Source organism: Pararhizobium sp. (assembly GCF_965279435.1).
GTDB lineage: Bacteria > Pseudomonadota > Alphaproteobacteria > Rhizobiales > Rhizobiaceae > Pararhizobium.
Genome location: NZ_CBDIHY010000003.1, coordinates 655599 through 679698 on the forward strand (window position 1 = coordinate 655599; position 24100 = coordinate 679698).

Below are 24100 nucleotides of genomic sequence, written 5' to 3' on the forward strand. Positions count from 1 at the left end.
ATGCCGCAGGAAATTACGCTATCTGACGTCAAGAACCTGGTGGGCACCGAGGTCGGCATCTCCGACTGGATCACAGTCACACAGGAAACCATCGACAGTTTTGCCGGTGCAACTGACGACCACCAGTTCATCCATACGGATCCGGTGCGCGCCGCCGCTGAAACCCCGTTCGGCGGCACGATCGCTCATGGATTCCTGTCGCTGTCGCTGCTCTCGGCAATGAACTACAATTGCCTGCCGCGCATTCGCGAACAGACGATGGGCATCAACTACGGCTTCGACAAGGTGCGCTTCGTGACGCCGGTGAAAAGCGGCGCCAAGGTACGCGGCCGCTTCACCATGGCCGAAGCCCGCTTCCGCGGCGCCGGCATGCTGATGGTCACCTACGAGGTCACCGTCGACGTCGAGGGCGAACGAAAACCGGCGCTGACGGCCACGTGGCTGACCATCATCCAGTTTGATCCCAAGGATCGGCCTGATGATGCCTGAGAAAGCGGCACTGGAGGAGACCGTCCGTCAGGCCTTCATCCAGCAGGCAAGTTCCTGCCGTGGTCTTGGCTCACCCTTCACTGCAGGTCTCTGCACGCTTGCCGCCGAGCGGTTGACCGGTGACCACCCGGTTGGTGCGAAAATTCTGTCCTGGTCCGGCGATCCTTCGCCCGGTGGCGATTCCATTCCGCTGCGCCTTGCCGGCGCGCTGCATGCGCTGGTGCTGTCCGGCTTGGACCAACACCTTGCCTCCGTTTATCCGCCTCAGACGGCAGAAGCAGATGACCTTTGGAACGCCGTCGAACATGCCTGTGGCACGCATGCGGCCTTCATCCTCGACCGGCTAACATCAGCGCCGCAGACCAACGAGGTACGCCGGTCCGGCGCCCTGCTCCCCGGCTTCCTGACGGTCTCCAGCCTGTTCGAAAAACCACTGGTCCTCTCGGAAGTGGGCGCCAGCGCCGGGCTCAATCTGCAGTGGGATCGCTACGAGTACCGGCTCGGCGATAGCACCTTTGCTCTGCAGCCGTCACCGGTGCTGATCGCACCGGAATGGCGCGGGGTGCGCCCCCCGGACGTTCCCCTTCACATCAGCAGCCGCGCCGGCTGCGATCTCAACCCGCTGAACCCGGCTAACGAGGACGACGCCCTGCGGCTTTTGTCCTATCTCTGGGCCGACCAGACGGACAGGATCGAGCGCACCCGCTTTGCACTCGCCATTGCCGCCGCCAACCGTCAGACGGTCGAGCGCGCCGATGCGGTGGACTGGCTGGAAAAACGTCTGCAAGAGGTCCACGAGGATCATGTTCACGTGATCTATCACACCATCGCCTGGCAATATCTGCCCGCATCGTCCAAGGCAAAGGGCGACGCCCTGATCACAGCCGCCGGAGAACGCGCGACGGAGAAGGCGCCACTGGCCCGCCTGCAGATGGAAGCAGACGATCAGAAACACAGCGCAGCTTTGACGCTACAAATCTGGCCATCCGGCGAAAAGCACCTGATCGGCCGCGCCGATTTTCACGGCCGCTGGGTTGAATGGATCGGTTGGCCCGGCCTGGATTGAGGCTCGCGCGCTTCGGCATCGTGGCCAATGCCCCTCACCCTAGCCCTCTCCCCGCAAGCAGGGAGAGGGGACGATCGAGTTTTCCGGCGTTTTCCTTCTCCCCGTCACGACGGGGAGAAGGTGCCCGACAGGGCGGATGAGGGGCATGCAAGGCAGTTGCCTGTTACAGCAATTGAGCCGGAGCCCGGTAACAATCAGTTCCCCGCATCCTCGGCGGCTTCGGCCAGAAGCGTCGAGACATAAGGCGAAAACGACCGCCAGCATTCAACCCGGAACGCTTCCTCGGCGGTGCGCAACAGCACGATCTCCGCCTTGGCCAGAACCGTGCGCGAGCAGGCGCCGACCGGGAAGGCTGGCAGCGACAGATCCTGCGGGCAACCGCCATTGATCGCCACGGCCGCACCGCGGCCCTTGACGATCAGTGCCGTATTGCGATGGGAAATATCCGTTGCCGAATGCAGCACGTTGCTCGACGCCACCGCCGCCATCAGGTCGGCTTCGTTCTCGTCGATCACAAGCCACTCGTCCGGCCCGAGCCAGAGCGCATGACGGCCATTCGAAGACGCCGAGGTCTTGGCCTTCACCGGTAGCGAAAGACCAAGCGCACCGGACAACGCTGAGACAGCATCCGGCTTGGCCCGCAGCGACATCCGGGTTGCGGGTGCTGCAACGGAAAGCGAAGCAGCGCCGGAGCCGCCGTGGAAGCCGGACAGCGGCAGGGTGCGGGTCGCCAGATCAGCCCCAATCAAATCAGCCATTGATGCGGCCTCCTTCCTTGTCAAAGAACACCATGTCGCTCACCTCGACGGCGATCGTCTTGTCGGGCATCGGCACATAGAGCGTCTGGCCGATCTTCGCCTTGCCGCCAGCAACCAGCGCCAGAGCAATCGAACGGCCGCAGTTTTCCGACCAGTACGCCGAGGTCACATGCCCGATCATCGTCATCGGCAGTGGCTGGTTCGGATCGGCAACGATCTGCGCGCCCTCCTCCAGCACCACCTTCGGATCCTTGGTCAACAAGCCGACCAGCTGCTTGCGGCCATCGGCGACAAGATCCGGACGGCGCAAGCCGCGAATGCCGACGAAATCAGCCTTCTTCTTGCCGACCGCCCACCCAAGCGACGCATCGTCGGGGGTCACGGTACCGTCGGTGTCCTGACCAACGATGATGTAACCCTTTTCGGCGCGCAAGATATGCATCGCCTCGGTGCCATAGGCGCAGGCGCCGAGCGCTTCCGCCCGTTCGTAAATCGCAGCCCAGACGGCCGGGCCGAAATCGGCGGGAACGTTGACTTCGAAGCCGGTTTCGCCGGTGAACGACATGCGGAACAACCTTGTCGGCACGCCGCAGATCTTGCCTTCGCGAACACTCATGTGCGGGAAGGCTTCGTTCGACAGATCGATGTCTTCGACCAGTGGCGCGATGATCTCGCGGGCTTTCGGTCCCTGCACCGCAATGACAGCCCATTGCTCGGTGGCAGAGGTCAGCCAGACATTCAGATGCGGAAACTCGGTCTGCAGATAGTCTTCCATATGGTTCATGACGCGGGCAGCACCGCCCGTCGTCGTCGTCACGTGGAAACGGTCCTCCGCCATGCGGCCGACGACGCCGTCGTCATAGACGAAACCGTCTTCGCGCAGCATGATGCCGTAGCGGCAGCGGCCAGGCTTCAGCGTGTCCCAGCTGTTGGTATAGATCAGGTTGAGGAACTGCGCCGCATCCGGGCCAACCACCTCGATCTTGCCAAGCGTCGAGGCATCGAAAATGCCGGCGACATCGCGCACCGTCTTGCACTCGCGGTTGACGGCCTGATGCATGTCCTCACCGGCGCGCGGATAGTACCAGGCGCGCTTCCACTGGCCGACATCCTCGAACACCGCGCCCTCGGCTTCTTCCAAGGCGTGCATCGGCGTCTTGCGGGTCGGGTCGAACAATTCGCCGCGCGAATGGTTGATCAACGTGCCAAACGTCACCGGCGTATAGGGCGCGCGGAACGTCGTCAGGCCGACCTTGGGGATCTCGCGGCCAAGCGTTTCAGCGGCAATCGCCAGACCGTGGATATTGGAAAGCTTACCCTGGTCGGTCGCCATACCGTTGGTGGTAAAGCGCTTGATATGCTCGATCGAGTGCATGCCTTCGCGCACGGCAAGGCGGATATCCTTGGCGCAGACGTCGTTCTGGAAGTCGATGAACGCCTTGACCGTCGTGTCCGGTCCGGCCCCTTCGGCCGCGCCCGCCATGCCGCCGGTCCAGGCAAAAGCATTCACGCCATTCAGCGCCGGCTTTTCCGGAGCGGTAAAGCCGGAGGCATTCGACATCAACTCGCCGGCGGCCAGTGATTCCTCGATAGTCGCCTGCAGGTCGTTTGTGCCGTTGCAGGCGCCGACGGACAGGCAATCCTGCGCATAGGTGCCGGGCAGGAAGCGCTGGCTTTCGAAGTCGTAGGCCACCTTGCCGCGCGACTGCGAGAACATGTGCACGGATGGCGTCCAACCGGCAGATACCAACAGCGCGTCGATGGCGATCTTGCGGCTACTGCCGCCGCCATTGCGAGCAACCGACATGGAAGACACCCGGAGCTTGCCGCCGGTATCGACGACGCCATGACCAACCAGAACCTCGATGCCGAGGGAACGGGCCTCCGTAAGCACGCCCTCGCCCGGTTGCTCGCGGCTATCGACGATGGCAGCAACGGTAATGCCGGCCCGCTTCAGATCGAAAGCTGCCTCGTAGGCAGAATCGTTGGCTGTGTAGACGCCGACCTTCTTGCCGACGGCAACGCCGAAATGGTTGAGGAAGGTGCGGGCTGCCGACGCCAGCATGATGCCGGGGCGGTCGTTGTTGGCGAACACCATGTGGCGTTCGATGGCACCGGTGGCGATGATGACGCGCTTGGCACGGACCTGCCAGAGGCGCTCGCGCGGCAGTTTCTTATCGGGCTTTGCCAGATGCTCGGTGACGCGCTCGTTGAGACCGACGAAATTCTGGGCGTAGTAACCGAATGCTGTCGTGCGCGGCAGAACGGTGACGTTGTTCATCTTTGCCAGAGTGGCAGCTGTCGCCTGAGCCCAGGTGAAGCCGTCCTGACCGTCAATCGTGACGCTCTTGTCGTAGTGCAGCGCACCGCCAACTTCCGGCTGCTCGTCGCAGATGATGACACGCGCACCGGTCTTGGCGGCGGCAAGCGCTGCCGAAAGACCGGCGACACCGGCGCCGATCACCAGAACGTCGCAATGGGCGTAGCGGCTGGAATAATGGTCGGTATCGTCTTCGGTCGGCGAAACGCCGAGACCGGCAGCCGCGCGGATCTGCGGCTCATAAACATGTTTCCAGGCCTGCTTCGGCCACATGAAGGTCTTGTAGTAGAAACCGGCGGCAAAGAACGGTGCCAAGAGGTTGTTGACCGCGCCGACGTCGAAGGCAAGCGACGGCCAGCGGTTCTGCGAGATCACCTTCATGCCGTCGAACACGTCTTGCACGGTGGCGCGCACGTTCGGCTGCTTGCGGGCAGCGTCGCGCTCGACGCCGATCAATGCGTTCGGCTCTTCGGCACCGGCCGACACGATGCCGCGCGGACGATGGTACTTGAACGAGCGGCCGACGAGATGAACGCCGTTGGCCAGCAGCGCCGAGGCGACGGTATCGCCCTCAAGGGCGGCGTAGCTCTTGCCGTCGAAGAAGAAGCGGGCGGTCTTTGCAGGGGTAAGACGGCCTGCACCGGGGATACGATTGGCGCCGCTCATTTAGCATTCGACTCCGTGGCTTCATAGGTTTCGACAGTCGCTTCCGTCGCCGGGCGCAAAGTGCTGACATCCGGACGGGGCAAGCCGGCCTTGTAGGTGGTCAGGAACTTGTCGCTGACGGTATCGCGGGCTGCATTGAAGAACCGGCCGCAGCCGTTCAGGTGCCGCCAGCGCTCGAAGGTCAGGCCCTTGACGTTGTCGCGCAGGAAGAAGAACGCCTCGAAGTCCTCGTCGGTCATCTCGGTCATGTTGGCCGGACGCGCAATATGGGCGTCGCCAGCCTGCCGGAACTCGAGCTCGGAACGCTCTTCCTCGCAATAGGGGCAATAGATCAGAAGCATGATGTGTTCCCCTTAATGCGCAACGGCAGCAGCCGCCGCTTCGTCGATCAGGCGGCCCGAGCGGAAACGCTCCAGCGTGAACGGCGCGTTGATCTTGTGCGGCGCGTCGTTGGCGATGGTGTGGGCAAAGACATTGGCCGAGCCCGGCGTTGCCTTGAAGCCGCCGGTACCCCAACCGCAGTTGACGTAAAGACCGGAAACCGGGGTTTTCGCCAGGATCGGCGAGCGATCCGGCGTTACATCGACGATGCCGCCCCAGGACCGCATCATCTTCATGCGGCGGAAGATCGGGAACAGCTCGCAGATGGCATCGAGCGTGTGGGTGATGATCTGCAGGCCGCCGGTCTGCGAGTAGGACGAATACTGGTCCGTACCGGCGCCGATGACGAGTTCGCCCTTGTCCGATTGGGAAATATAGGCGTGCACCGTGTTCGACATGACGACGCAAGGGAAGATCGGCTTGATCGGCTCGGACACCAGCGCCTGCAGCGGATAGCTGACCAGCGGCATGCGCACGCCGGCCATTTCCATCAGCACCGAGGTATGGCCGGCAGCAACGACACCGACCTTTTTGGCATTGATCTGGCCGCGATTGGTATCGACACCGGCGACGGACCCATCCGGATTGCGGCGGATGCCGGTGACCTCACAATTTTGAATGATGTGCACGCCGCGATCGGCAGCCGCACGGGCATAACCCCAGGCAACGGCATCGTGGCGGGCGGTACCGCCGCGGCGCTGCAGGGCGGCACCGTTGATCGGATAGCGGGCGGTGCGGGAAATATCGAGCGGCGGGCAGAATTCCTGCGCCTGCTCCGGCGTCAGCCATTCATTGTCGATGCCGTTCAGGCGGTTGGCATGGATATGCCGCTTGAACACCTGCTGGTCATGGACATTGTGCGACAGCATCATCACGCCGCGTGCCGAATACATGACGTTGTAGTTGAGATCCTGACTGAGGCCATCCCACAGCTTCAGCGCGTGATCGTAGATCCCGGCGCTCTCGTCATAGAGATAGTTGGAGCGGATGATGGTGGTGTTGCGGCCGGTATTGCCGCCGCCGAGCCAGCCCTTTTCGAGCACGGCGATATTGGTGATGCCGTGTTCCTTGGCGAGGTAATAGGCAGTACCCAGGCCATGACCGCCGGCGCCGATGATGATGACATCATATTCCTTGCGCGGCTCGGGCGAGGTCCATTGCGCCTCCCATCCCCTGTGGCCGCGCATCGCTTCGCGAGCGACAGCAAAAACCGAATATTTGCGCATCCGCTTTCACACTCCGTAGTCCTGCCAAAAGGCCGGTGAATTTCTTGTGGTCGATCCTAGAAATCGCAAATCCCGGACTTCCGCAACGTTTCTTTTGCGACGCGAGACGGCGCTTGTCGCACGAGTTGCGACATCCTTCATCTCCGGCGCAATATAAGGCGCCGCATATATGAGAGAGGAACATCCAACCGAACAGATGCGTCAACGTCTTGTCGCAATTCCAGCAGTCAAGGCCTTGAAACCAGGGTTTTCCGGCAGTTTTGGCCCTGCAAACCAACTCGCGGCTGGACTTTGAGCAACCGATCTGGTATCCGCTCTCCCAATCGTAAAGCTTTCGGGCTCAGCGAACCATATTTTTTTGCCTCGTTGACCTGACTTCATGAGGCGAACACTCGAAACTGAAGGAACGGGATTAACGTGCAGGTACTAGTCCGCGACAACAATGTCGATCAAGCGCTTCGCGCACTCAAGAAGAAGATGCAGCGCGAAGGCATTTTCCGCGAAATGAAGATGCGTGAGGCCTACGAAAAGCCATCCCAGAAGCGCGCCCGCGAAAAGGCTGAAGGCGTTCGCCGCATTCGCAAGCTGGCCCGCAAGCGTTTGCAGCGCGAGATGGGCATCGTTACCCCGCGCCCTACGGCGGCTGCAGCACGCTGATCAGCGTTTGCAGCGTATTTGACGCGTAAATCGGGCGGGGGCGATATGATCGCCACCGCTCTTTCTGTTTAAATCGCAGGGTGCGGGATTTAATTCCGGATACAGGCGACCAGCGCGCAGAGCGTGCTACACTGTCTTTGGAACACAACGGCATCCATGATGGTTTATCTGTTGTAATCACGGACTTTGACACTGCTGGCCCGATCCGCCGTTCAAGGCCCGGGACATGCCGAGACGCTTCGCTTAATCGAGGGAATGAATCTTGACATCGACTGCCAGGACTGCGGACTTTTCCGACCATACCGGCCATGCCGGGCGTTCCAATCGGCGCGGTTTCGCCCTCGCCTCCATGCTTGCCGTGACCAGCGCACTGATGCTCTCGGGCTGCACCACACCTGACACGCCGAGCAACATGATGCGTGTCGAGCGGGCACAGGGAAGCAACGAGAACATTGCCTCGCTATCTGCCGTGATCGCGGCCAATCCGAGCGATCCGGAAGGCTATAACGTGCGTGGATCCGCCTATGGCCGCGCTGGCGAATTCCGCCGGGCGCTCGCCGATTTCAACAAGGCGGTCGAACTCAACCCGCGATTCTACCAGGCCTACGCCAACCGCGCCCTTGTCGAGCGCAACATGGGCGATCAGTCGGCGGCACAGTCCGACTACAACATGGCCCTGCAGCTCAACCCGCGTTATGACGTGGCGTTCATCGGCCGCGGCAATCTCTACCGCCAGGCCGGTCAACTCGATCAGGCGTTTGCTGACTTCAACAAGGCGATCGCGCTCGACACCACGGACCCGCGCGCCTATCACAATCGCGGCCTGATCTATCAGGCCCGAAAGCAGCATGCGCAGGCAATCGAGGATTTCTCGACCGCAATCTCGCTGTCGCCGAATGCACCCGAGCCCTATAACGGCCGTGGCATTTCCTACGTGGCGACCAACGACGACGACAATGCGTTCGCAGATTTCAACACCGCGATCAACCTGAACGGCAAGATTGCCGAATCCTGGGCAAACCAGGCGCTGGTCTATGAGCGCCGCGGCGACAAGGCGAAAGCCGCAAAGTCCTATGGCCATGCGCTGTCGCTGGATCCCAAATACGAACCGGCCCGCGCCGGTCTTGCCCGCGTCAAAGCTGGGGTCTGATCAGAAAAAGCGCGGCGGATGACGCCGCGCGCCGGTCACGCGACCGCAGCCATGGGTAAAAGGCGCTCGACAGACGTGCGATTGCGCCCCTCCCGCTTGGCCTCGTAAAGCAACTGGTCGGCCCGATCGAGCGCGGACCAGGCTGTTTCCTGCGGCTGCAACAGCACACCACCGATACTGACCGTCACGAAAGCACAAATGTCCGACGTGGCATGATCGATGCGGAGGTTCCGCACGTCGGCGCAAAGCGTGTCTGCGCGATCCTTGAGCGCGGCCTCCCCGCAACCGTACAGGACAAGCGCGAACTCCTCTCCGCCCATCCGGCAGGCCATGTCGAGCGGATGGTGCGCAAAGGCGTCCAGACATGCGGCGACGCGCTGCAAGGCGAGATCACCAGCCTGATGCCCGTAACGGTCGTTGTAACGCTTGAAAAAATCGACATCAAGCAACAGCAATCCGACCGGTTGGCTTTCCTGCCGAGCCTGCCGGCGTATCGTCTCCAGCTGCTCATCAAGACCACGCCGATTGGCAAGCCCAGTCAGCGGGTCGCGCGACGCCTGCTCCTTGAGGATGCCGCGCAAAAGGAATTGCTCCCGATGCGCACGCTCCCGGAGATAACCGCCGACCGCCGCGAAGACCAAGGTCAAAAGCAGCATCGCGTCGAATTGCTGCTCACGCAACTCCGCCGGCAGCAGCCAGTATCGTAACAAGAACGTCAGGGCGACAACGCCGGCCGCCAGCATGATGCTGTGACGGAAGCGCAGCCCCAGCGGAGAAAATGCGCCCATAACGAACAGAAGCTGGGCGAATTCTGCATGGCCCAGGCCGTTGCGCTTGTATAGGCAGACCGACACCGCGCCACTGACGGCAAGCGTCAGCACTGCGGCTATCGACAAAGGCGCTGCTCGCGACACGCCACGCTGCCGATGGCAGATATACAGGCAGCCAAGCAGGAACAGGACCGCCACCCACCGGCTTGTCAGGATGCCCCACATATCGGCGGAAAGATCGGGAAAACGCGTCACCAGCGGGAGGCGTATAAAATCGGAGATCCCGAACAGGACAATAAAGACCAGCGAGAAAACCGCGCTGACCATTGCCGGCCGGCGCTCATCCCTGTCGATCTGCAGCGCGTATTCGCGCTCCATGTCGCCTTGAAACCGCAACCACCCGATGCCCGCGTCAAGCTGCCGGGCGTAGCGCCCGATCCGGGAGTGACCGAATTGCGAAGATGAACTCATGATCCTCTTTCGTATCACCGGCGCCAACCATTGCGGTTGGCGACCAACGATATGCGAGGACCATTGAATTTCGATTAAAATGCCGGGCGCAGGAAAGTCTGAATACGGAACACTGCCGTGCAGCTCGAATGAGCTGCACGGCAGTGTTTTATCGTCTTAGTGGTTCATGGCCTTGACGATATCGTCAGTCATCTTCTTGGCGTCGCCGAGCAGCATCATGGTGCCATCCTTGTAGAACAGCGTGTTGTCGATACCGGCATAGCCGGAGCCGAGCGAGCGCTTGACGAACAGGCAGGTCTTGGCCTTGTCGACATCGAGGATCGGCATGCCATAGATCGGCGAGGTCTTGTCGTCGCGCGCCGCCGGATTGGTGACGTCGTTGGCACCGATGACATAGGCAACGTCGGCCTGGGCGAACTCCGAATTAATGTCCTCCAGTTCGAAGACTTCGTCATAAGGCACATTGGCTTCGGCAAGCAGCACGTTCATATGGCCAGGCATGCGGCCAGCGACCGGATGAATGGCATACTTCACTTCAACACCATTTTTCTTCAGCGCATCCGCCAGTTCGCGAACAGCGTGCTGCGCCTGGGCAACCGCCATGCCGTAGCCCGGCACGATGATCACCTTTGACGCATTGGCCATCAGGAAGGCGGCATCATCGGCCGAGCCCTGCTTGACCGTGCGCACGACGCCGTCATCGCTCGTCGCTGCTGCAGTATCACCGCCAAAGCCACCGAGGATGACCGAGATAAAGGAGCGGTTCATGCCCTTGCACATGATGTAGGACAGGATTGCACCGGACGAGCCTACCAGCGCGCCGGTGATGATCAGCGCCAGATTGCCAAGTGTGAAGCCGATACCGGCGGCAGCCCAGCCGGAATAGGAATTCAGCATCGAGACGACCACCGGCATGTCGGCGCCACCGATCGGAACGATCAGGAGAACGCCCAGCGCCAGCGACAGGACGACGATCGCCCAGAAATCGAAATGGCTTTCGGACGCTGCAAGCCCGACGATGAAGAAGATGATCAGCAGCAGAAGCACGCTGTTGATGACATGGCGGAACGGCAGCATGATCGGCTTGCCGGACATGCGTCCGTCAAGCTTCAGGAAGGCGATGATCGAGCCGGTAAAGGTGATGGCGCCGATGGCGACACCGAGCGCCATTTCGACCAGCGCCTGGGCATGGATCTCGCCAATCTCGCCGATACCAAAGGACGACGGCGTATAGAGCGCCGAAGCAGCGACCAGGACGGCAGCAAGGCCGACCAGCGAATGGAAGCCCGCGACCAGTTGCGGCATCGAGGTCATCGGGATCGACCGGGCGATATAGGCGCCGGCACCACCGCCGATGGCAAGACCAAGCACGATCAGCACCAGACCGCCAAAGGACGGGGTGGCGAGCAGAAGCGTCGTGACGATGGCGATGCCCATGCCGACCATGCCGAGGATATTGCCGCGGCGCGAGGTGGTTGGATGTGACAGGCCGCGCAGCGCCATAATGAACAGGACGCCGGAAACCAGATAGAGGAAGGCTGCGATATTGGCACTCATGACGGCAGCCTCACTTCTCTTTTTTCTTGTACATGGCAAGCATGCGCTGGGTGACCAGGAAGCCGCCGAAGATATTGACTGAGGCAAGAACCAGCGCCACGAAACCGAAGCCGGTGGCAAGCCCGGAGGCCGAGATGCCGACCGCAAGCAGCGCGCCGACGACGATGACGGAAGAAATCGCGTTGGTGACCGCCATCAGCGGCGTGTGCAGGGCAGGCGTTACCGACCAGACGACGTAATAGCCGACGAAAATCGACAGGACGAAGATCGCCAGCTGGAACACGAACGGATCGATCGCGCCGCCGGATAATCCGTGGACAACATTGCCAGCGGCATCCGGCACATATTCGGCGGCGGTGCGCACCGCTTCGACCGCGCGGTCGAGGTCGCCGATCGCCTTGTCGAGCATCTCATTGGCCATACAATTTCTCCCTTAGGCAGCCGCACTTCTCCCCGAAGCACGCGCTGCCCTCTCCATTTTTTAAGCTGTGGCTGCGACCGCGATAGGCGCTGCGGCGAAATTCGGATGCACCACGGCACCGCCATGCGTCAGCATCGTCGCCTTGACGAGTTCGTCCTCGATATTGAGGGCAAGCACCTTGGTTTCCTTGCCGACCATTGTCTCAAGAAACGTCACGAGGTTCTTGGCATAGAGCGCCGAGGCGGACGCGGCGATGCGGCCGGGCATATTGGTGTAGCCGACGACCTTGACGCCCTCGACTTCGACCACCTGATCGGCCACCGCACCTTCGACATTGCCGCCGCGTTCGACAGCAAGATCGATAGCGATCGAGCCGGGCTTCATGGCTTTCAGCATCTCGCGGGTAATCAGGCGCGGTGCAGGACGGCCGGGGATCAGCGCCGTGGTAATGACGATATCCTGCTTGGCCAGATGCTCGGCGGTCAGCGCTGCCTGCTTGGCCTTGTATTCCGCCGACATTTCCTTGGCATAGCCGCCGGACGTCTCGGCCGCCTTGAATTCCTCGTCCTCGACCGCGATGAACTTGGCGCCGAGCGAGGCGACCTGTTCCTTGGAGGCTGGGCGAACGTCCGTCGCAGACACGACCGCACCGAGGCGCCGTGCCGTGGCAATCGCCTGCAGGCCGGCAACGCCAGCGCCCATGACGAAGACTTTCGCCGCAGGAACAGTGCCCGCTGCCGTCATCATCATTGGCATAGCCCGGTCATATTCGGAGGCGGCTTCGATCACAGCCTGATAGCCGGCAAGGTTGGCCTGCGACGACAGCACGTCCATCGACTGGGCACGGGTGATGCGCGGCATCAGTTCCATCGCAAACGCCGAAACACCGGCCTTGGCCATGTCTGCCAGTGCCTGATCGTTGCCATAGGGGTCCATGATGGCCAGCACGATGGCGCCGGACTTGTAAGCCGCAACTTCGGAGGATGCTGGGCGCCGTACCTTCAGCACCACATCAGCGCTTGCAGCGTCGGCAGCGGAACCGATCCGCGCGCCGGCTTTCTCGAACTCGCTGTCGGGCATGCGCGACAACGTGCCGGCGCCGGCCTGAACGACAACCTCGAAGCCGAGGGTCTTGAGCTTCTTCACACTTTCGGGTGACGCCGCAATACGGCCTTCGCCCGGAAATGTTTCCAACGGTATGAATACAGTCTCTGCCACAGGTTCCTCCCTGACACGGGCATTCGGAACACGGCGGACCGCGATTTCCACTCTCCCGCACACTCAAAAATCACGCATTGAGCCACCCTCCGGCAGCCCGCGCGCATATCACACCAGGCCCGGCAATCACCGGGCCATGGTCGAGCAGGCACCTCACTCCCAAGTGCCGCTCTTGTCAAAACTATGGAAAACCGTTCAGCGCAGAAGCACGAAACCGGCGATGTTGAGGAGAACGAAGAGAGCGAAAGCGGTGAAGAAGCCGGCGCTGGTGAAGAAACCGGCAGCCATGGCGATCAGCAGCGCGACGCAGAAAATCGTCACAAATTTCGTACCTTCAAGGAAGAAATTGTAGGTCTTCTCGTGTTCGGCATAATCCATCGGTGCACCCAGTTCGGCCGGTCCGGAGTGATGTTCAGCCATCGTCATATCTCCCTGAAATTCAGCCGCACCCTACTCTGCCCTTGGCGGCGAGCGCGGCATCTCGTCTCTCTTCCATTCTATACGCATCCAGAGTGCCCGAAAGCATCGATTGCGCATAGGTGGCCTTACACAAAGCCACAGCCAAACGCAACGAAAACTGCAGGCGCGCCATGCGGCATAACGGTTGATCAGACGACCGCTGCGGCAGCAAAAAAGCCGGATCAGGCCTGGCTGCGCGCGCGGCTTTGCATCGTCAACGCCAGACGCGCTGTTGGCAGCACCGTCAGCGGTGCATACTGAGCCTCCCGGTCATCACCGAACATCATGCGCCGCTCGAACGGTTCCGAATCGAAGAACGGAAACCGGGTATAGAGCCAGGGCCGGATTTCGCGGACACGGGCTGCGAGCAGCGTCAGATCGATCTTGTAGTCACCACAGTTCTTTTGCGGCGAGACAATTGTGTCGGCGTCGAAGACCCGCTTGTAGAACGCCGCATGCTGCGGCTTCACCAGCGACAGGCAGCGGTCGACGTCGAAATGCTCGGACGCCATGGTCGCTACACGCAAAGTGAGATAGGGGATGGCCGGCATTTCCCGCAGGATTTCCGGATCGGCGGCGAGCCGGACCGGATCGATCAATGACAGGCCCGCATCGAGAAAACTGTCTATCTCCGCCCCAAAGACGGACCCGGACGAACTGATCCGATGCTCCGGCGTCACATGATGTACCCGCACGGTGCTGATCAGCCTCTCTTCGAAATAGATTCCGAAAACATAGGCATGGCTGTCGAAATCGATGTCGTCGATGAGCATCGTGCCGGACAAGGGCAGTATATCGGCCATCTTGTAGGCCTTGAAACGGATACGGGCGACATCTTCCATGTCCTCCCCCGTTTCGACCCGTCGATATTCGACATGATCCAACAGTTCCAGCAGTCGCTCTGAAAACCTGTTCTGCTGCTCCGCTTTCATTTCATCAAACGCCCCCGTTGAAGGGGGCATTCATCTTCCAAACGGGGGCACCTCACAATGTTTTAATAGATTATTAAGCATAAACCATTTGTTAAGGTTAACAGACAGTTAATGCTAAATTACCATTGGGTTTTTTGTCCGCGTAACACCTTGAAACAGGTGGTGTTCAGGCGTCCCAGACGATTACAGGGCCGGGCCACAGTCAACAGCAGAGTAAAGACTGGAAAGCTACGCAATGCGCCGGTTGCGCCGTTTCGGCACGGAAAGCTTCTTCAGCAACGTGTCCGACAGGCTTTCGATAGCCAGCGACGGCATCGGGGCAGCAAAGACATAACCCTGGATCAGGTCGGCACATTTGTACTGCTTGATCAGCGCCAGTTGATCATTGGTCTCGACGCCTTCGATGACGATTTTCAAGCCAAGCTCACGCGACAGATTGACCATGCCACGCAAAAGCTTGAAGCGGCGCGCGTCCTCGCGGATATTACGCACGAAGGAACGGTCGATCTTGATGATATCGAGCGGCAGCGCATCAAGATAACTGAGGCTGGAATATCCCGTCCCGAAATCGTCGATGGCAATGGTGATGCCCCGGGCGCGCAGTTCCTGAAGGATGGTCTGCACCTTCGCCGCTTCTTCCATCAGGCAGCTTTCCGTCACTTCCAGGTGAAGCCGGGACGGATCCAGCCCGGTTTCGGACAGGATATCCATGACGATCGGGATGATTTCGCCATTGCGCAGATCAAGGACTGAGAGATTGACGGAAACGGCAATGTGGCCGGGCCATTTCAGGCAATCGAGACACGCCTGGCGCAGCATGAATTTGGTAATGCTGGAAACCACGCCGATTTCCTCGGCCAGTTGAATGAACACATCCGGCGGAACCGGACCACGCTCGGGGTGGGTCCAGCGCGCCAGCGCTTCGCAGCATTCGATGCGCGAACCATCGGCGAGGAACATCGGCTGATAGGCAATCGACAGCCCGCCGGTTTCAATCGCCTCGCGCAAATCGGTCTTCAACTTCTGCCGGTCGAGATAGTTCGCATCCATTTCGGCTTCGAATGCGGTGCAGCTTCCCTTTTCACGGCTCTTGCTTTCAAACAGCGCGAGATCGGCCTTGATCTGCATGTCTTCCAGCCGGAAGTCGGAACTGTCGGCAATCACATAGCCGGCGCTCATCGATATATTGAAGGTAAAGCCGCTGGCGAGATAAGCGCCGCGCATCTGCGCATGCACGGACCGCACGCGCTCTTCCAGAACACGCCGGTTGTTTTCGCCTGAAAAGAACAGAACGAATTCGTCGCCCATCAGGCGTGCCGCAACCGCCTTGTCGCCCGTCACCTTCTTCAATCGCTCCGAGATTGCACACAGCAACCTGTCGCCGACCACATGGCCGCGCGTATCGTTCACGTGCTTGAACTCGGCAACATCAAGAACCATGAAACCAGTCAGCCCGGTGCGGTTTTGATCGACCAGCGCATTGCTGACCAGTTCGGCGAAATAGTCACGATTGGGCAAGCCGGTCAGCGTGTCGAACCGCACCATCTGCAGGATTTTCTTTTCCGCCCGCACACGCGCCGTCACATCTTCAAAGATCAGCACGATACCGCCACTGGCGCGGCGGCTGGCGGAAAACTCAAGGAACAGATCGTCAGAAAAAGGGATGAGAGCACGCGACTGCATGCCCTGCATCAACTGGTCCAGCTGCTTCAGGACCTGCTTGGCCTGATCCTGTTCCAGGAAGGTGTGGCGGACGCCGTAGCGCAACACCGCATCGAGATGGCAATCCTTGAGGCGTTCCCGATCACCCAGATTGAGGAGCTCGCAGGCCCGCCGGTTGGCGACCAGAATGCGATTGTCGGCATCGAGCATGAACAGGCCATGCGGCATGTTGTTGAGGGCGAGGTCAAACCGGCCGGCAATCGTCGATATTTCACGCGCAGCCAGCACATTCTTATGCAAGGTTTCGCGCACCCCGCGCGCCATCGACCAGGTGGTGAGAATGAACGGTACGATCAACACGGCCAGAATGGCCATGAACCCGTCCATCAGGCCAAGCAGGCCGAGGATAATCGGCACGCAGGCCGACAGGGACATGACGACGACCGCCCGGGCCGAACCGTAATTACGGCCGACGAGCGACACCATCGTGGCGAGCGTCACGGAAATGCAGGCAAGTTCGGCAAAGGGGTCTTGAGTGACGAGAATGGCGTATCCGCAGGCCGTACCGAGCGTCATGGTGGCGCAGACACCACCGGCATTGTAGCGGTTTTCCCAGCGGCGGATGCCTTCAAAATCAAGCGACGCCAGATCTTCGCGATCAAACCGGCGCATGTCGATACCACGGACGAACCAAATCAGCACAATCGCAATCGCGCAGCCGATGAAAAACGGATCACTGGTTTTTGCAAAGACGAGCAGGAATGTCACGACATGCGACAGCATGCCGATCAACAATGTCTGACGGTAATCGTAGAGCGAGCTTACGAACGAAAGATACACATCGGTCGGAAGAGCGCTCTGTTCATTTGACTTCATGAACCCCCTGCTCCGGTTTGGCGAAGTGTTAATCCCGAGGGTTTAACGAAAGATTTCGCGCGCTTACCGGAAAAAATCTTCCCATATATTGGGGTGTGCGGTCCAGATGCTGCGGTATTGAAATATTTCAACCCAGTATTGCAGACAACCCCAAAGACTATTGCTTTTCTACAACCGTGCATGGATTCAACCGCAAACAGGTTATTCGCAGCGAGGCGGTGCGGAAGCTTCCTCCGATCTCTGCCCGGCGATTTATCTGTTGCAATGGTTACTCCAATTCTAAGGCAAAGGGCCAGATCTTGCCAGTTGCAGGCAACCGGTTTACGCACGGTGCTGCCGCCACCAGAATTGACTACCCTTGCCTTCGGCGGCAATGGCTTGATAACGTGAAATGAGACCGCGCTTCGAGCGAAGCAGCGTGCCGCAGGTGGAGACCCAGCAGTGCCAAAACCCGTTGTTGCCATACCCGCTGATTTCAGAGAATTTGACGGTAATGTCTGGCACGCCACACCTCATCAATATGTCCGTGCGGCCGTTGAAGGCTCCGGCGTCATGGTGTTTCTCGTTCCAGCCCTTGAGAGCGGCAACGACGCCGACGAAATCCTCGACCGGGTGGATGGTGTCCTTGTCAGCGGATCGCGCACCAATGTGCATCCCTCCCTTTATGGACAGGAAGAGACGGAGGGCTATGGTCCCTTCGATCCCGGCCGCGACGCGACAAGCCTTCCGCTGATCCGCCGCGCGCTGGAACGGGGCGTGCCTCTGCTCGCCATTTGCCGCGGCATCCAGGAGCTGAACGTTGTCCTGGGCGGCACACTGGCAAACGAAATACAGGAGCTGCCCGGCATTTCGGATCATCGCAAGCCGGATGTGACGGAACTCGATATTGCCTATGGCATCCGCCAGAACGTTATCGTCAAGGAAGGCAGCTGTCTCGCCTCGGTGCTCGGCGCCGGCGAAGTGCAGGTCAATTCGCTGCACCGGCAGGCGATCTCGAAGGCCGCCCCGCGTCTGGCTGTCGAAGCCGTCGCAGAAGACGGCACGATCGAAGCCGTCTCCGTTATCGACGCAAAAGCATTTGCCGTCGGCGTGCAATGGCATCCGGAATACTGGGTCGGCAAGGACGCTCCGTCCTCGACCTTGTTTCAGGCATTCGGCGATGCGGTGCGCGCCTATGCGGCGGCGAAAGTGAAAGCCTGACGGCTCTTACGCATTCTTCCGCTTGAACGGTGTTTCAGCGACCGGCGTCAATGCGGCGCCGGTTTCGAACCACGCAACGAGATTATCCACGACCAGATCGGCCATGGCATTGCGCGTCGCCTGCGAGGCTGAGCCGACATGCGGCAGCAGCGAAACATTCGGCAGGGCCAGCAGGGCCTCGGGCACATGCGGCTCATTTTCGAAGACATCCAGGCCGGCAGCGGCGATGACGCCGCTCTGCAAGGCATCGGCAAGGGCAGCTTCGTCCACTGTCGTGCCGCGTCCGACATTGATCAGCACGCCCTGTGGCCCCAAGGCCTCCAGAACCTCAGCATTGATTGTCTTCCGGGTGCTTTCAGTACCGGGCACGATCACGATGATCGTATCGACCGCCTCAGCCATGCCCTTCAGCGTTGGATAATGGCTATAGGCCAGCCCCTCGCGCGGCGTGCGGGTGTGATAGGCAATGGAAACACCGAAGGCTTCCAGTCTCTTCGCAATCGCCAGTCCGATACGGCCGAGGCCGTAAAGCCCAACCGTGCGGCCGCGCAACGTCAGCGGCGATAGCGCGAAGGCGCCGTCCTTCACCCAGCGGCCCTGGCGCAGCCATTGTTCGGCGGCCGGAAAACGCCGTAGCGTGTTGAGCAGCAGGCCGATGGCCGTATCCGCGACCTCCTCCGTCAGCACATCCGGCGTGTTCGTGACGGTAACGCCACGCTTTGCCGCATGGCCAACATCGACGCCGTCATAACCGACGCCGAAATTGGCGATGATTTCGAGATTGGGAAAAGCGTCGATGAACCCGGCCGCGATCTTACCCTGGACGGCGATCCCGGAAACACCGGCTGCAAGGTCGGCCGTCGCCAGCGCGGGATCAGCGGCCGCGACGAAAACAGGCTCGAAATGAACCGGCAAACGGTCGAGCACACGCTGGCTCATTTTTCCGGGCACGAGGATACGCGGGCGGCCGTTGGGCATGGTGTGCTCCTTGCGGAATTGGGTCTGATTATTCGGTGGGATTGGGCCGGAGCGGGCCGGTCGACTGGCGGATCCGCATTTCGGGCTTGATCAGGTGAATGCCATCCGGCTCATGACTGCCGTTCAGCTTGTCGAGCAAAGCACGAGCGGCACTGCGGCCGACATCGGACTGGCCGTTCCAGACAGTGGTCAGAGCCGGCGTCGAGATCGAGGCTTCCTCAAGGTCATCGTAACCGGTAACCGACACATCGCGGCCGGGCACAAGACCGGCGCGGGCAATGCCGTTCATCATGCCGATGGCGACAAGGTCGTTCCAGCAGACAACGGCCGTCGGCTTCTGTGGCAACGACAGCAGATGCACGGCGGCCTCGAAGCCGCCCTGCATCGAGCGGGGGCCGGGAATGCGCAGGTCTGGATCGACATCGATATTGGCCTTGCGCAGCGCGTTGACGTAACCCTGATAGCGGTCACGGCCGGTGGACGTCTGGTCCGTACCGCCGACCATGGCGATGACGCGGTGGCCAAGACTGATCAGGTGGTTGGTGGCAAGCGAAATGCCATAGGCATCGTCACCCCGGAAGATCGGCACGTCGAGGCCTTCGATCGAGCGGGCAATCAGAATGGCCGGCATGCCATTGTCTTCGGCAAGCATGATATCTTCCGGCGGCGTGCCGATGGCTGGCGACATGATGACACCGTCGCCACCGAGCTGCAGCAGCGTCTCGATGAAGGCGCGCTGCTTTTCGACGGAATCGTAATGGTTGGATAGAATGAAGGTCTGCCGGTCGCGGTCGAGTTCGGCCTCGATGGCTTTCAGGATTTCGCCGTAGAACGGGTTCATGATGTCGTGCACGACGACGCCGATAATGCCGGAGCGGGATGTTCGAAGGCTGGCGGCGCGGCGATTGTAGATATAGCCGAGTGCGCGGGCCTGTTCCTTGATCTTGTCGCGGGTCATGGCGGCGACAAGCGGACTGTCGCGCAATGCAAGGGAAACAGTTGCCGTGGACACACCGAGCGTTTCCGCAATGGTAGAGAGCTTGATCTTCTGCGCCACGTTTCCCCCTCAGATATCCCGGCTAAATACCGCTATTTTTAAATCCTCTTTAAACTGTTTAAATTGCCGCCGCAATCGCCAATTAAGGCAGGATCGGAGGAAGAGCTATTCTGTATCAGCTGTGCCCTGAAGATTGCCATCGACGGCGCGCAGCAACTTCATCAGGGTCTTGATCTGCTTTTCGCTCAGGCCCTTGGTCGCCATTTCCTCAGAAATCTTGCCGGCTTCGGCAATCGTCTGCAGGCGGTCCCGGCCAAGCGTGGTGAGATAGACCTTGGTCAGCCGGGCATCCTCGTCGTCAGCCCGGCGCTCCAGAAACCCCTGAGCTTCCATGCGGCCGACTGTCCGGGTCATGGTCGGGGCCTTGACACCGAGCTTCATCGCCAGAACACCGGCGGTCAGCCCGTCGGTTTCGGCCAGCGCCAGCATGACGCCGTCCTGGCCGGCATAGAGGCCGCTTTCGAGCAGATTGCGCGACAGAACCGTGCGCATCGAGCGCGCTGCCTGCACCAGCACCGATGCAAGGTCCTGTGCGTGGACTTCGACGTCCTGGCGCTTTTTCTTGCCGCCCTTGGCTTTCTTCTCGGCCTTGCTCTTCTTTCCCATCGGTCCTCCACCAAATTTCTTGCACGGCCATCCGTCACCTGTATGACTCGAATGACAGCCATACCGCAAGTACAACCGAAAGGCTCTCAGGAGCATGACAGTCCCCGCACCGCGTTGGAAAGACAATGTTTCCGATCTTCCGCCAGCCGAGAGAGCGGACTGGATCGCGGTGCTGCCGCTCGGCGCCCATGAACAGCATGGACCGCACCTGCCGTTCGAAACCGATACGCTGATTGCCGAAGGTTTTGCGGAACGGATCATCGCCCGCCTTCCGCCTGCCCTGCCCGTTACGTTCCTGCCAACAGAGCCTGTCGGCTATTCGATTGAGCATATCGACGTCGAAGGCACCCGTTCGCTGGGATACGACGAGGCAGTGCGGCGCTGGCTCGGCATTGCACAGAACCTCAACGGACAAGGCATCCGCAAATTTGTCATGCTGAACGCTCATGGCGGCAATTCACCGCTGATGACCATCGTTGCGACGGAGGCGCGCGTCCGGTTCAACATGCTGGCGGTGGCGACCAGCTGGACGCGGTTTGGTCAGCCGGATGGCTGGATCAGGCCGGCGGACAAGGCGATCGACATTCACGGCGGTGATATCGAGACGTCGGTCATGCTGGCGATGTATCCGGACAGAGTGGATATGGCGAAGGCACAGCGCTTTACCTCACGCCAATCGGACTTTGCCGATCATTTCAAACATCTGAGCGCCTATGGCCCACATGCCTTCGGCTGGAAGATGGCGGACCTGAACGCGCAGGGTGTTGCCGGTGACGCGTCGGCTGCGACGGCCAAGCGTGGCGAGCAGTTGATTGGCCATGCGGCGAACGGTATCATCGAATTGCTGGAGGACGTGGCCGCGTTCGATCTCTCCACCTTGCGCTGAGCAGCGGCAGACGTCAGCAGCGACCTGATCGCATGCGCAGAAAAACGGCTGGAACATAGCGCTCGCATTTGCGCTGGCGCTCTCCATCTCCTATATCAGCGATAACCCCATGCCCGAAGGCATCCCGATTTTTCCGAGGTTCCCATGACCGAAGCAACCACAGCTGCCGCCAAGCCCATTCCCGTCACCGTGCTCACCGGTTATCTCGGCGCCGGTAAGACGACGCTCTTGAACCGCATCTTGACGGAAGCCCACGGCAAGAAATACGCCGTCATCGTCAACGAATTCGGCGAGATCGGCATCGACAATGACCTGATTGTCGAATCCGACGAAGAAATCTACGAAATGAACAATGGCTGCGTGTGTTGCACCGTGCGCGGTGACCTCATCCGTGTTGTTGAAGGCCTGATGCGCCGTCCCGGCCGCTTCGATGCGATCATCGTCGAAACCACCGGCCTGGCCGACCCGGTACCGGTCGCTCAGACTTTCTTTATGGATGACGACGTGCGCGCCAAGACCGAACTCGACGCCGTCGTGGCGCTGGTCGATGCCAAGCACCTGCCCCTGCGCTTGAAGGACAGCCGCGAAGCCGAAGACCAGATCGCCTTTGCCGATGTCATTTTGCTGAACAAGACGGACCTGGTCACGCCGGAAGAACTGGCGAAGATCGAAGCTACGGTGCGGGCGATCAATCCGTCCGCCCGTATTCATCGCACCGAGCGCTCGAATATCGACCTGACAAAGGTCCTCGATCAGGGCGCTTTTAGCCTGGAACGGGCGCTGGAAAACGAACCGCATTTCCTCGAGCACGATGATCACCACCACGACCATGCCTGCGGCCCGGATTGCGGCCACGATCATCACCATCATGATCACGGCCACCACGATCATGATCATCACGGCCATGACCACCACGATCACGCCCCTTCGCCGATCCATGACGTGACGGTACAGTCGGTTTCGCTGCGCGGCGGCGAGATGAACCCGGACCGCTTCTTCCCCTGGATTCAGAAGATCACCCAGACGGAAGGTCCAAACATTCTGCGCCTCAAGGGCATCATCGCCTTCAAGGACGACGCTGAACGTTACGTTGTTCAGGGCGTGCACATGATTATCGAAGGCGACCACCAGCGCGCCTGGAAGGATGGCGAAAAGCACGAAAGCCGTTTGGTCTTCATCGGCCGCGAACTCGATCGTGAAAAGCTCGAACGCACGTTCAAGGCCTGCGAAGCCGTTCCCGCCGCCGAGGCCGCAGCCCACTGATGCCGACAGTTGCTCCTCTCGACCTTCAAGGTCACGTCGCCGGCGTGGCCTTTCTCGGCGACATCCCGTTCTTTGCCGAGTCCTCCGGCCTCATCCACCGCCTCGATCACGGCCATAAGACAGTCGAGGCGCATGAGGGTCTGCTCTCCTGCATTCGCGACGAAGCGACCGACACGCTGCTGACCGGCGGCGAAGACGGCAAGGTTCTGCGCATCAAGGCAGATGGCACCACCAGTGAACTCGCCAATGTTCCGCGCAAGTGGATTTCGCAGGTCGCTGCCGGGCCCCAAGGTGCGGTTGCCTATGCCTATGGCAAGACCGCGCATGTGCGGCTGGCCGATGGAACCGTCAAGGATTTCACCGAAGAGCGCACCGTCGAAGGCATCGCCTTTGCGCCCAAGGGCCTGCGCATTGCACTTGCCCGTTATAACGGTGTCTCACTGCATTGGGTGGCGATTGCTGGTCAGCCGGTCGATCTGGAATGGAAGGGCGCCCATACCGGCGTCACCTTCTCGCCCGACGGCCGTTTCGTCGTCACCTCCATGCAGGAAAATGCGCTGCATGGCTGGAAGCTCGACACCAAGCCCGGCGCCGAGACTCGCCACATGCGGATGACCGGCTATCCGGCCAAGATCAAATCCATTTCGTGGTCTGCCAAGGGCAAATGGCTCGCCTCCTCCGGCGCGCCGGCCGCCATCGTCTGGCCTTTCCAGGCCAAGGACGGCCCGATGGGCAAGGCGCCGCTGGAACTCGGCACCCGCGCCAATATCATGGTGACGCAGGTCTGCTGCCATCCTGTCGAAGAGATCGCGGCAATCGGCTATGCCGACGGCATGATCATGGTGGTGCGCTTCACCGACAGCAAGGAAGTGCTGCTGCGCCGCCCCGGCAAGGGCGCCATTACAGCCATGGCCTGGCACAAGAACGGTAGGCAGCTCGCTTTCGGTTCGGAAGCAGGCGATTGCGGCGTGGTCGATATCGCCGGCTAACGCTGGGCCCGACCACCAGCGGCAGGCTTGACGATCAGAACC

Annotated in this window: 22 protein-coding genes; 8 read left to right on the top strand and 14 right to left on the bottom strand. The window is 60.6% G+C overall.

Annotated features, from left to right (window positions below):
• Complete coding sequence (locus ACQY8Q_RS08860) at positions 1-489, top strand: MaoC family dehydratase (RefSeq protein WP_428426252.1); 489 nt, start codon at positions 1-3, stop codon at positions 487-489.
• Positions 482-1555, top strand: coding sequence for a DUF2332 domain-containing protein (locus tag ACQY8Q_RS08865; protein ID WP_428429720.1), 1074 nt, complete (start codon positions 482-484; stop codon positions 1553-1555). Before ACQY8Q_RS08860 ends, ACQY8Q_RS08865 begins: the two co-directional genes overlap by 8 nt.
• 194 nt (positions 1556-1749) lie before the next feature.
• Here ACQY8Q_RS08865 and soxG read toward each other — a convergent pair whose 3' ends face one another.
• From soxG to ACQY8Q_RS08885, 4 genes are read right to left on the bottom strand one after another with little or no spacing between them, the layout of a single operon-like run.
• Positions 1750-2313, bottom strand: a complete 564-nt coding sequence (gene soxG / locus ACQY8Q_RS08870) for a sarcosine oxidase subunit gamma family protein (RefSeq protein WP_428426253.1) — start codon at positions 2311-2313, stop codon at positions 1750-1752.
• Positions 2306-5299, bottom strand: coding sequence for a sarcosine oxidase subunit alpha (locus ACQY8Q_RS08875; RefSeq protein ID WP_428426254.1), 2994 nt, complete (start codon positions 5297-5299; stop codon positions 2306-2308). Before ACQY8Q_RS08875 ends, soxG begins: the two co-directional genes overlap by 8 nt.
• Complete coding sequence (locus ACQY8Q_RS08880; RefSeq protein WP_428426255.1) at positions 5296-5640, bottom strand: sarcosine oxidase subunit delta; 345 nt, start codon at positions 5638-5640, stop codon at positions 5296-5298. The genes ACQY8Q_RS08875 and ACQY8Q_RS08880 overlap by 4 nt, the downstream gene beginning before the upstream one ends.
• A gap of 12 nt (positions 5641-5652) precedes the next feature.
• On the bottom strand, positions 5653-6906 hold the full coding sequence (locus ACQY8Q_RS08885; RefSeq protein ID WP_113317516.1) for a sarcosine oxidase subunit beta family protein: 1254 nt from the start codon (positions 6904-6906) through the stop codon (positions 5653-5655).
• Between the two features lie 417 nt (positions 6907-7323).
• On the opposite strand from ACQY8Q_RS08885, the gene rpsU reads away from it, so the two are divergent.
• Positions 7324-7563, top strand: coding sequence for a 30S ribosomal protein S21 (gene rpsU / locus ACQY8Q_RS08890; RefSeq protein WP_428426256.1), 240 nt, complete (start codon positions 7324-7326; stop codon positions 7561-7563).
• Positions 7564-7825: 262 nt separating this feature from the next.
• Positions 7826-8713, top strand: a complete 888-nt coding sequence (locus ACQY8Q_RS08895) for a tetratricopeptide repeat protein (protein WP_428426257.1) — start codon at positions 7826-7828, stop codon at positions 8711-8713.
• A gap of 35 nt (positions 8714-8748) precedes the next feature.
• Here the strand turns inward: ACQY8Q_RS08895 and ACQY8Q_RS08900 are convergent, their stop codons facing one another.
• The 7 genes from ACQY8Q_RS08900 to ACQY8Q_RS08930 form a co-directional block, all read right to left on the bottom strand.
• Positions 8749-9954 (bottom strand): diguanylate cyclase domain-containing protein, encoded by a 1206-nt coding sequence (locus tag ACQY8Q_RS08900; protein ID WP_428426258.1) that lies wholly within the window; start codon positions 9952-9954, stop codon positions 8749-8751.
• Between the two features lie 156 nt (positions 9955-10110).
• Positions 10111-11511 carry an NAD(P)(+) transhydrogenase (Re/Si-specific) subunit beta gene (locus ACQY8Q_RS08905; RefSeq protein WP_428426259.1) on the bottom strand — a complete coding sequence of 467 codons (1401 nt, stop codon included), beginning with the start codon at positions 11509-11511 and terminating at the stop codon, positions 10111-10113.
• 10 nt (positions 11512-11521) lie between these two features.
• On the bottom strand, positions 11522-11932 hold the full coding sequence (locus ACQY8Q_RS08910; RefSeq protein ID WP_113246605.1) for an NAD(P) transhydrogenase subunit alpha: 411 nt from the start codon (positions 11930-11932) through the stop codon (positions 11522-11524).
• Positions 11933-11992: 60 nt separating this feature from the next.
• Positions 11993-13150, bottom strand: a complete 1158-nt coding sequence (locus ACQY8Q_RS08915) for a Re/Si-specific NAD(P)(+) transhydrogenase subunit alpha (RefSeq protein WP_428426260.1) — start codon at positions 13148-13150, stop codon at positions 11993-11995.
• Between the two features lie 195 nt (positions 13151-13345).
• Positions 13346-13570 (bottom strand): aa3-type cytochrome c oxidase subunit IV, encoded by a 225-nt coding sequence (locus ACQY8Q_RS08920; RefSeq protein ID WP_428426261.1) that lies wholly within the window; start codon positions 13568-13570, stop codon positions 13346-13348.
• A 221-nt stretch (positions 13571-13791) separates the two neighbouring features.
• Positions 13792-14571, bottom strand: a complete 780-nt coding sequence (locus ACQY8Q_RS08925) for an N-acyl amino acid synthase FeeM domain-containing protein (protein WP_428426262.1) — start codon at positions 14569-14571, stop codon at positions 13792-13794.
• Between the two features lie 198 nt (positions 14572-14769).
• A complete protein-coding gene (locus ACQY8Q_RS08930; protein WP_428426263.1) occupies positions 14770-17079 on the bottom strand; it encodes a putative bifunctional diguanylate cyclase/phosphodiesterase in 2310 nt (769 codons plus the stop codon).
• Positions 17080-17520: 441 nt separating this feature from the next.
• Here ACQY8Q_RS08930 and ACQY8Q_RS08935 point away from each other — a divergent pair, with 441 nt between their 5' ends.
• Positions 17521-18279 carry a gamma-glutamyl-gamma-aminobutyrate hydrolase family protein gene (locus tag ACQY8Q_RS08935; RefSeq protein WP_428426264.1) on the top strand — a complete coding sequence of 253 codons (759 nt, stop codon included), beginning with the start codon at positions 17521-17523 and terminating at the stop codon, positions 18277-18279.
• A gap of 6 nt (positions 18280-18285) precedes the next feature.
• On the opposite strand, the gene ACQY8Q_RS08940 is transcribed toward ACQY8Q_RS08935, so the two are convergent.
• From ACQY8Q_RS08940 to ACQY8Q_RS08950, 3 genes are all read right to left on the bottom strand, one after another.
• Positions 18286-19257 carry a 2-hydroxyacid dehydrogenase gene (locus tag ACQY8Q_RS08940; RefSeq protein WP_428426265.1) on the bottom strand — a complete coding sequence of 324 codons (972 nt, stop codon included), beginning with the start codon at positions 19255-19257 and terminating at the stop codon, positions 18286-18288.
• A gap of 28 nt (positions 19258-19285) precedes the next feature.
• A complete protein-coding gene (locus ACQY8Q_RS08945) occupies positions 19286-20314 on the bottom strand; it encodes a LacI family DNA-binding transcriptional regulator (RefSeq protein WP_113246599.1) in 1029 nt (342 codons plus the stop codon).
• 105 nt (positions 20315-20419) lie between these two features.
• Positions 20420-20920 carry a MarR family winged helix-turn-helix transcriptional regulator gene (locus tag ACQY8Q_RS08950; protein WP_428426266.1) on the bottom strand — a complete coding sequence of 167 codons (501 nt, stop codon included), beginning with the start codon at positions 20918-20920 and terminating at the stop codon, positions 20420-20422.
• A gap of 94 nt (positions 20921-21014) precedes the next feature.
• Here ACQY8Q_RS08950 and ACQY8Q_RS08955 point away from each other — a divergent pair, with 94 nt between their 5' ends.
• The 3 genes from ACQY8Q_RS08955 to ACQY8Q_RS08965 all read left to right on the top strand — a co-directional run bounded on the left by ACQY8Q_RS08955 (position 21015) and on the right by ACQY8Q_RS08965 (position 24058).
• Positions 21015-21806 (top strand): creatininase family protein, encoded by a 792-nt coding sequence (locus ACQY8Q_RS08955; protein WP_428426267.1) that lies wholly within the window; start codon positions 21015-21017, stop codon positions 21804-21806.
• Positions 21807-21950: 144 nt separating this feature from the next.
• Positions 21951-23069, top strand: a complete 1119-nt coding sequence (locus tag ACQY8Q_RS08960; protein ID WP_428426268.1) for a CobW family GTP-binding protein — start codon at positions 21951-21953, stop codon at positions 23067-23069.
• Positions 23069-24058 carry a WD40 repeat domain-containing protein gene (locus ACQY8Q_RS08965; protein WP_428426269.1) on the top strand — a complete coding sequence of 330 codons (990 nt, stop codon included), beginning with the start codon at positions 23069-23071 and terminating at the stop codon, positions 24056-24058. The genes ACQY8Q_RS08960 and ACQY8Q_RS08965 overlap by 1 nt, the downstream gene beginning before the upstream one ends.
• Positions 24059-24100: the final 42 nt, after the last annotated feature.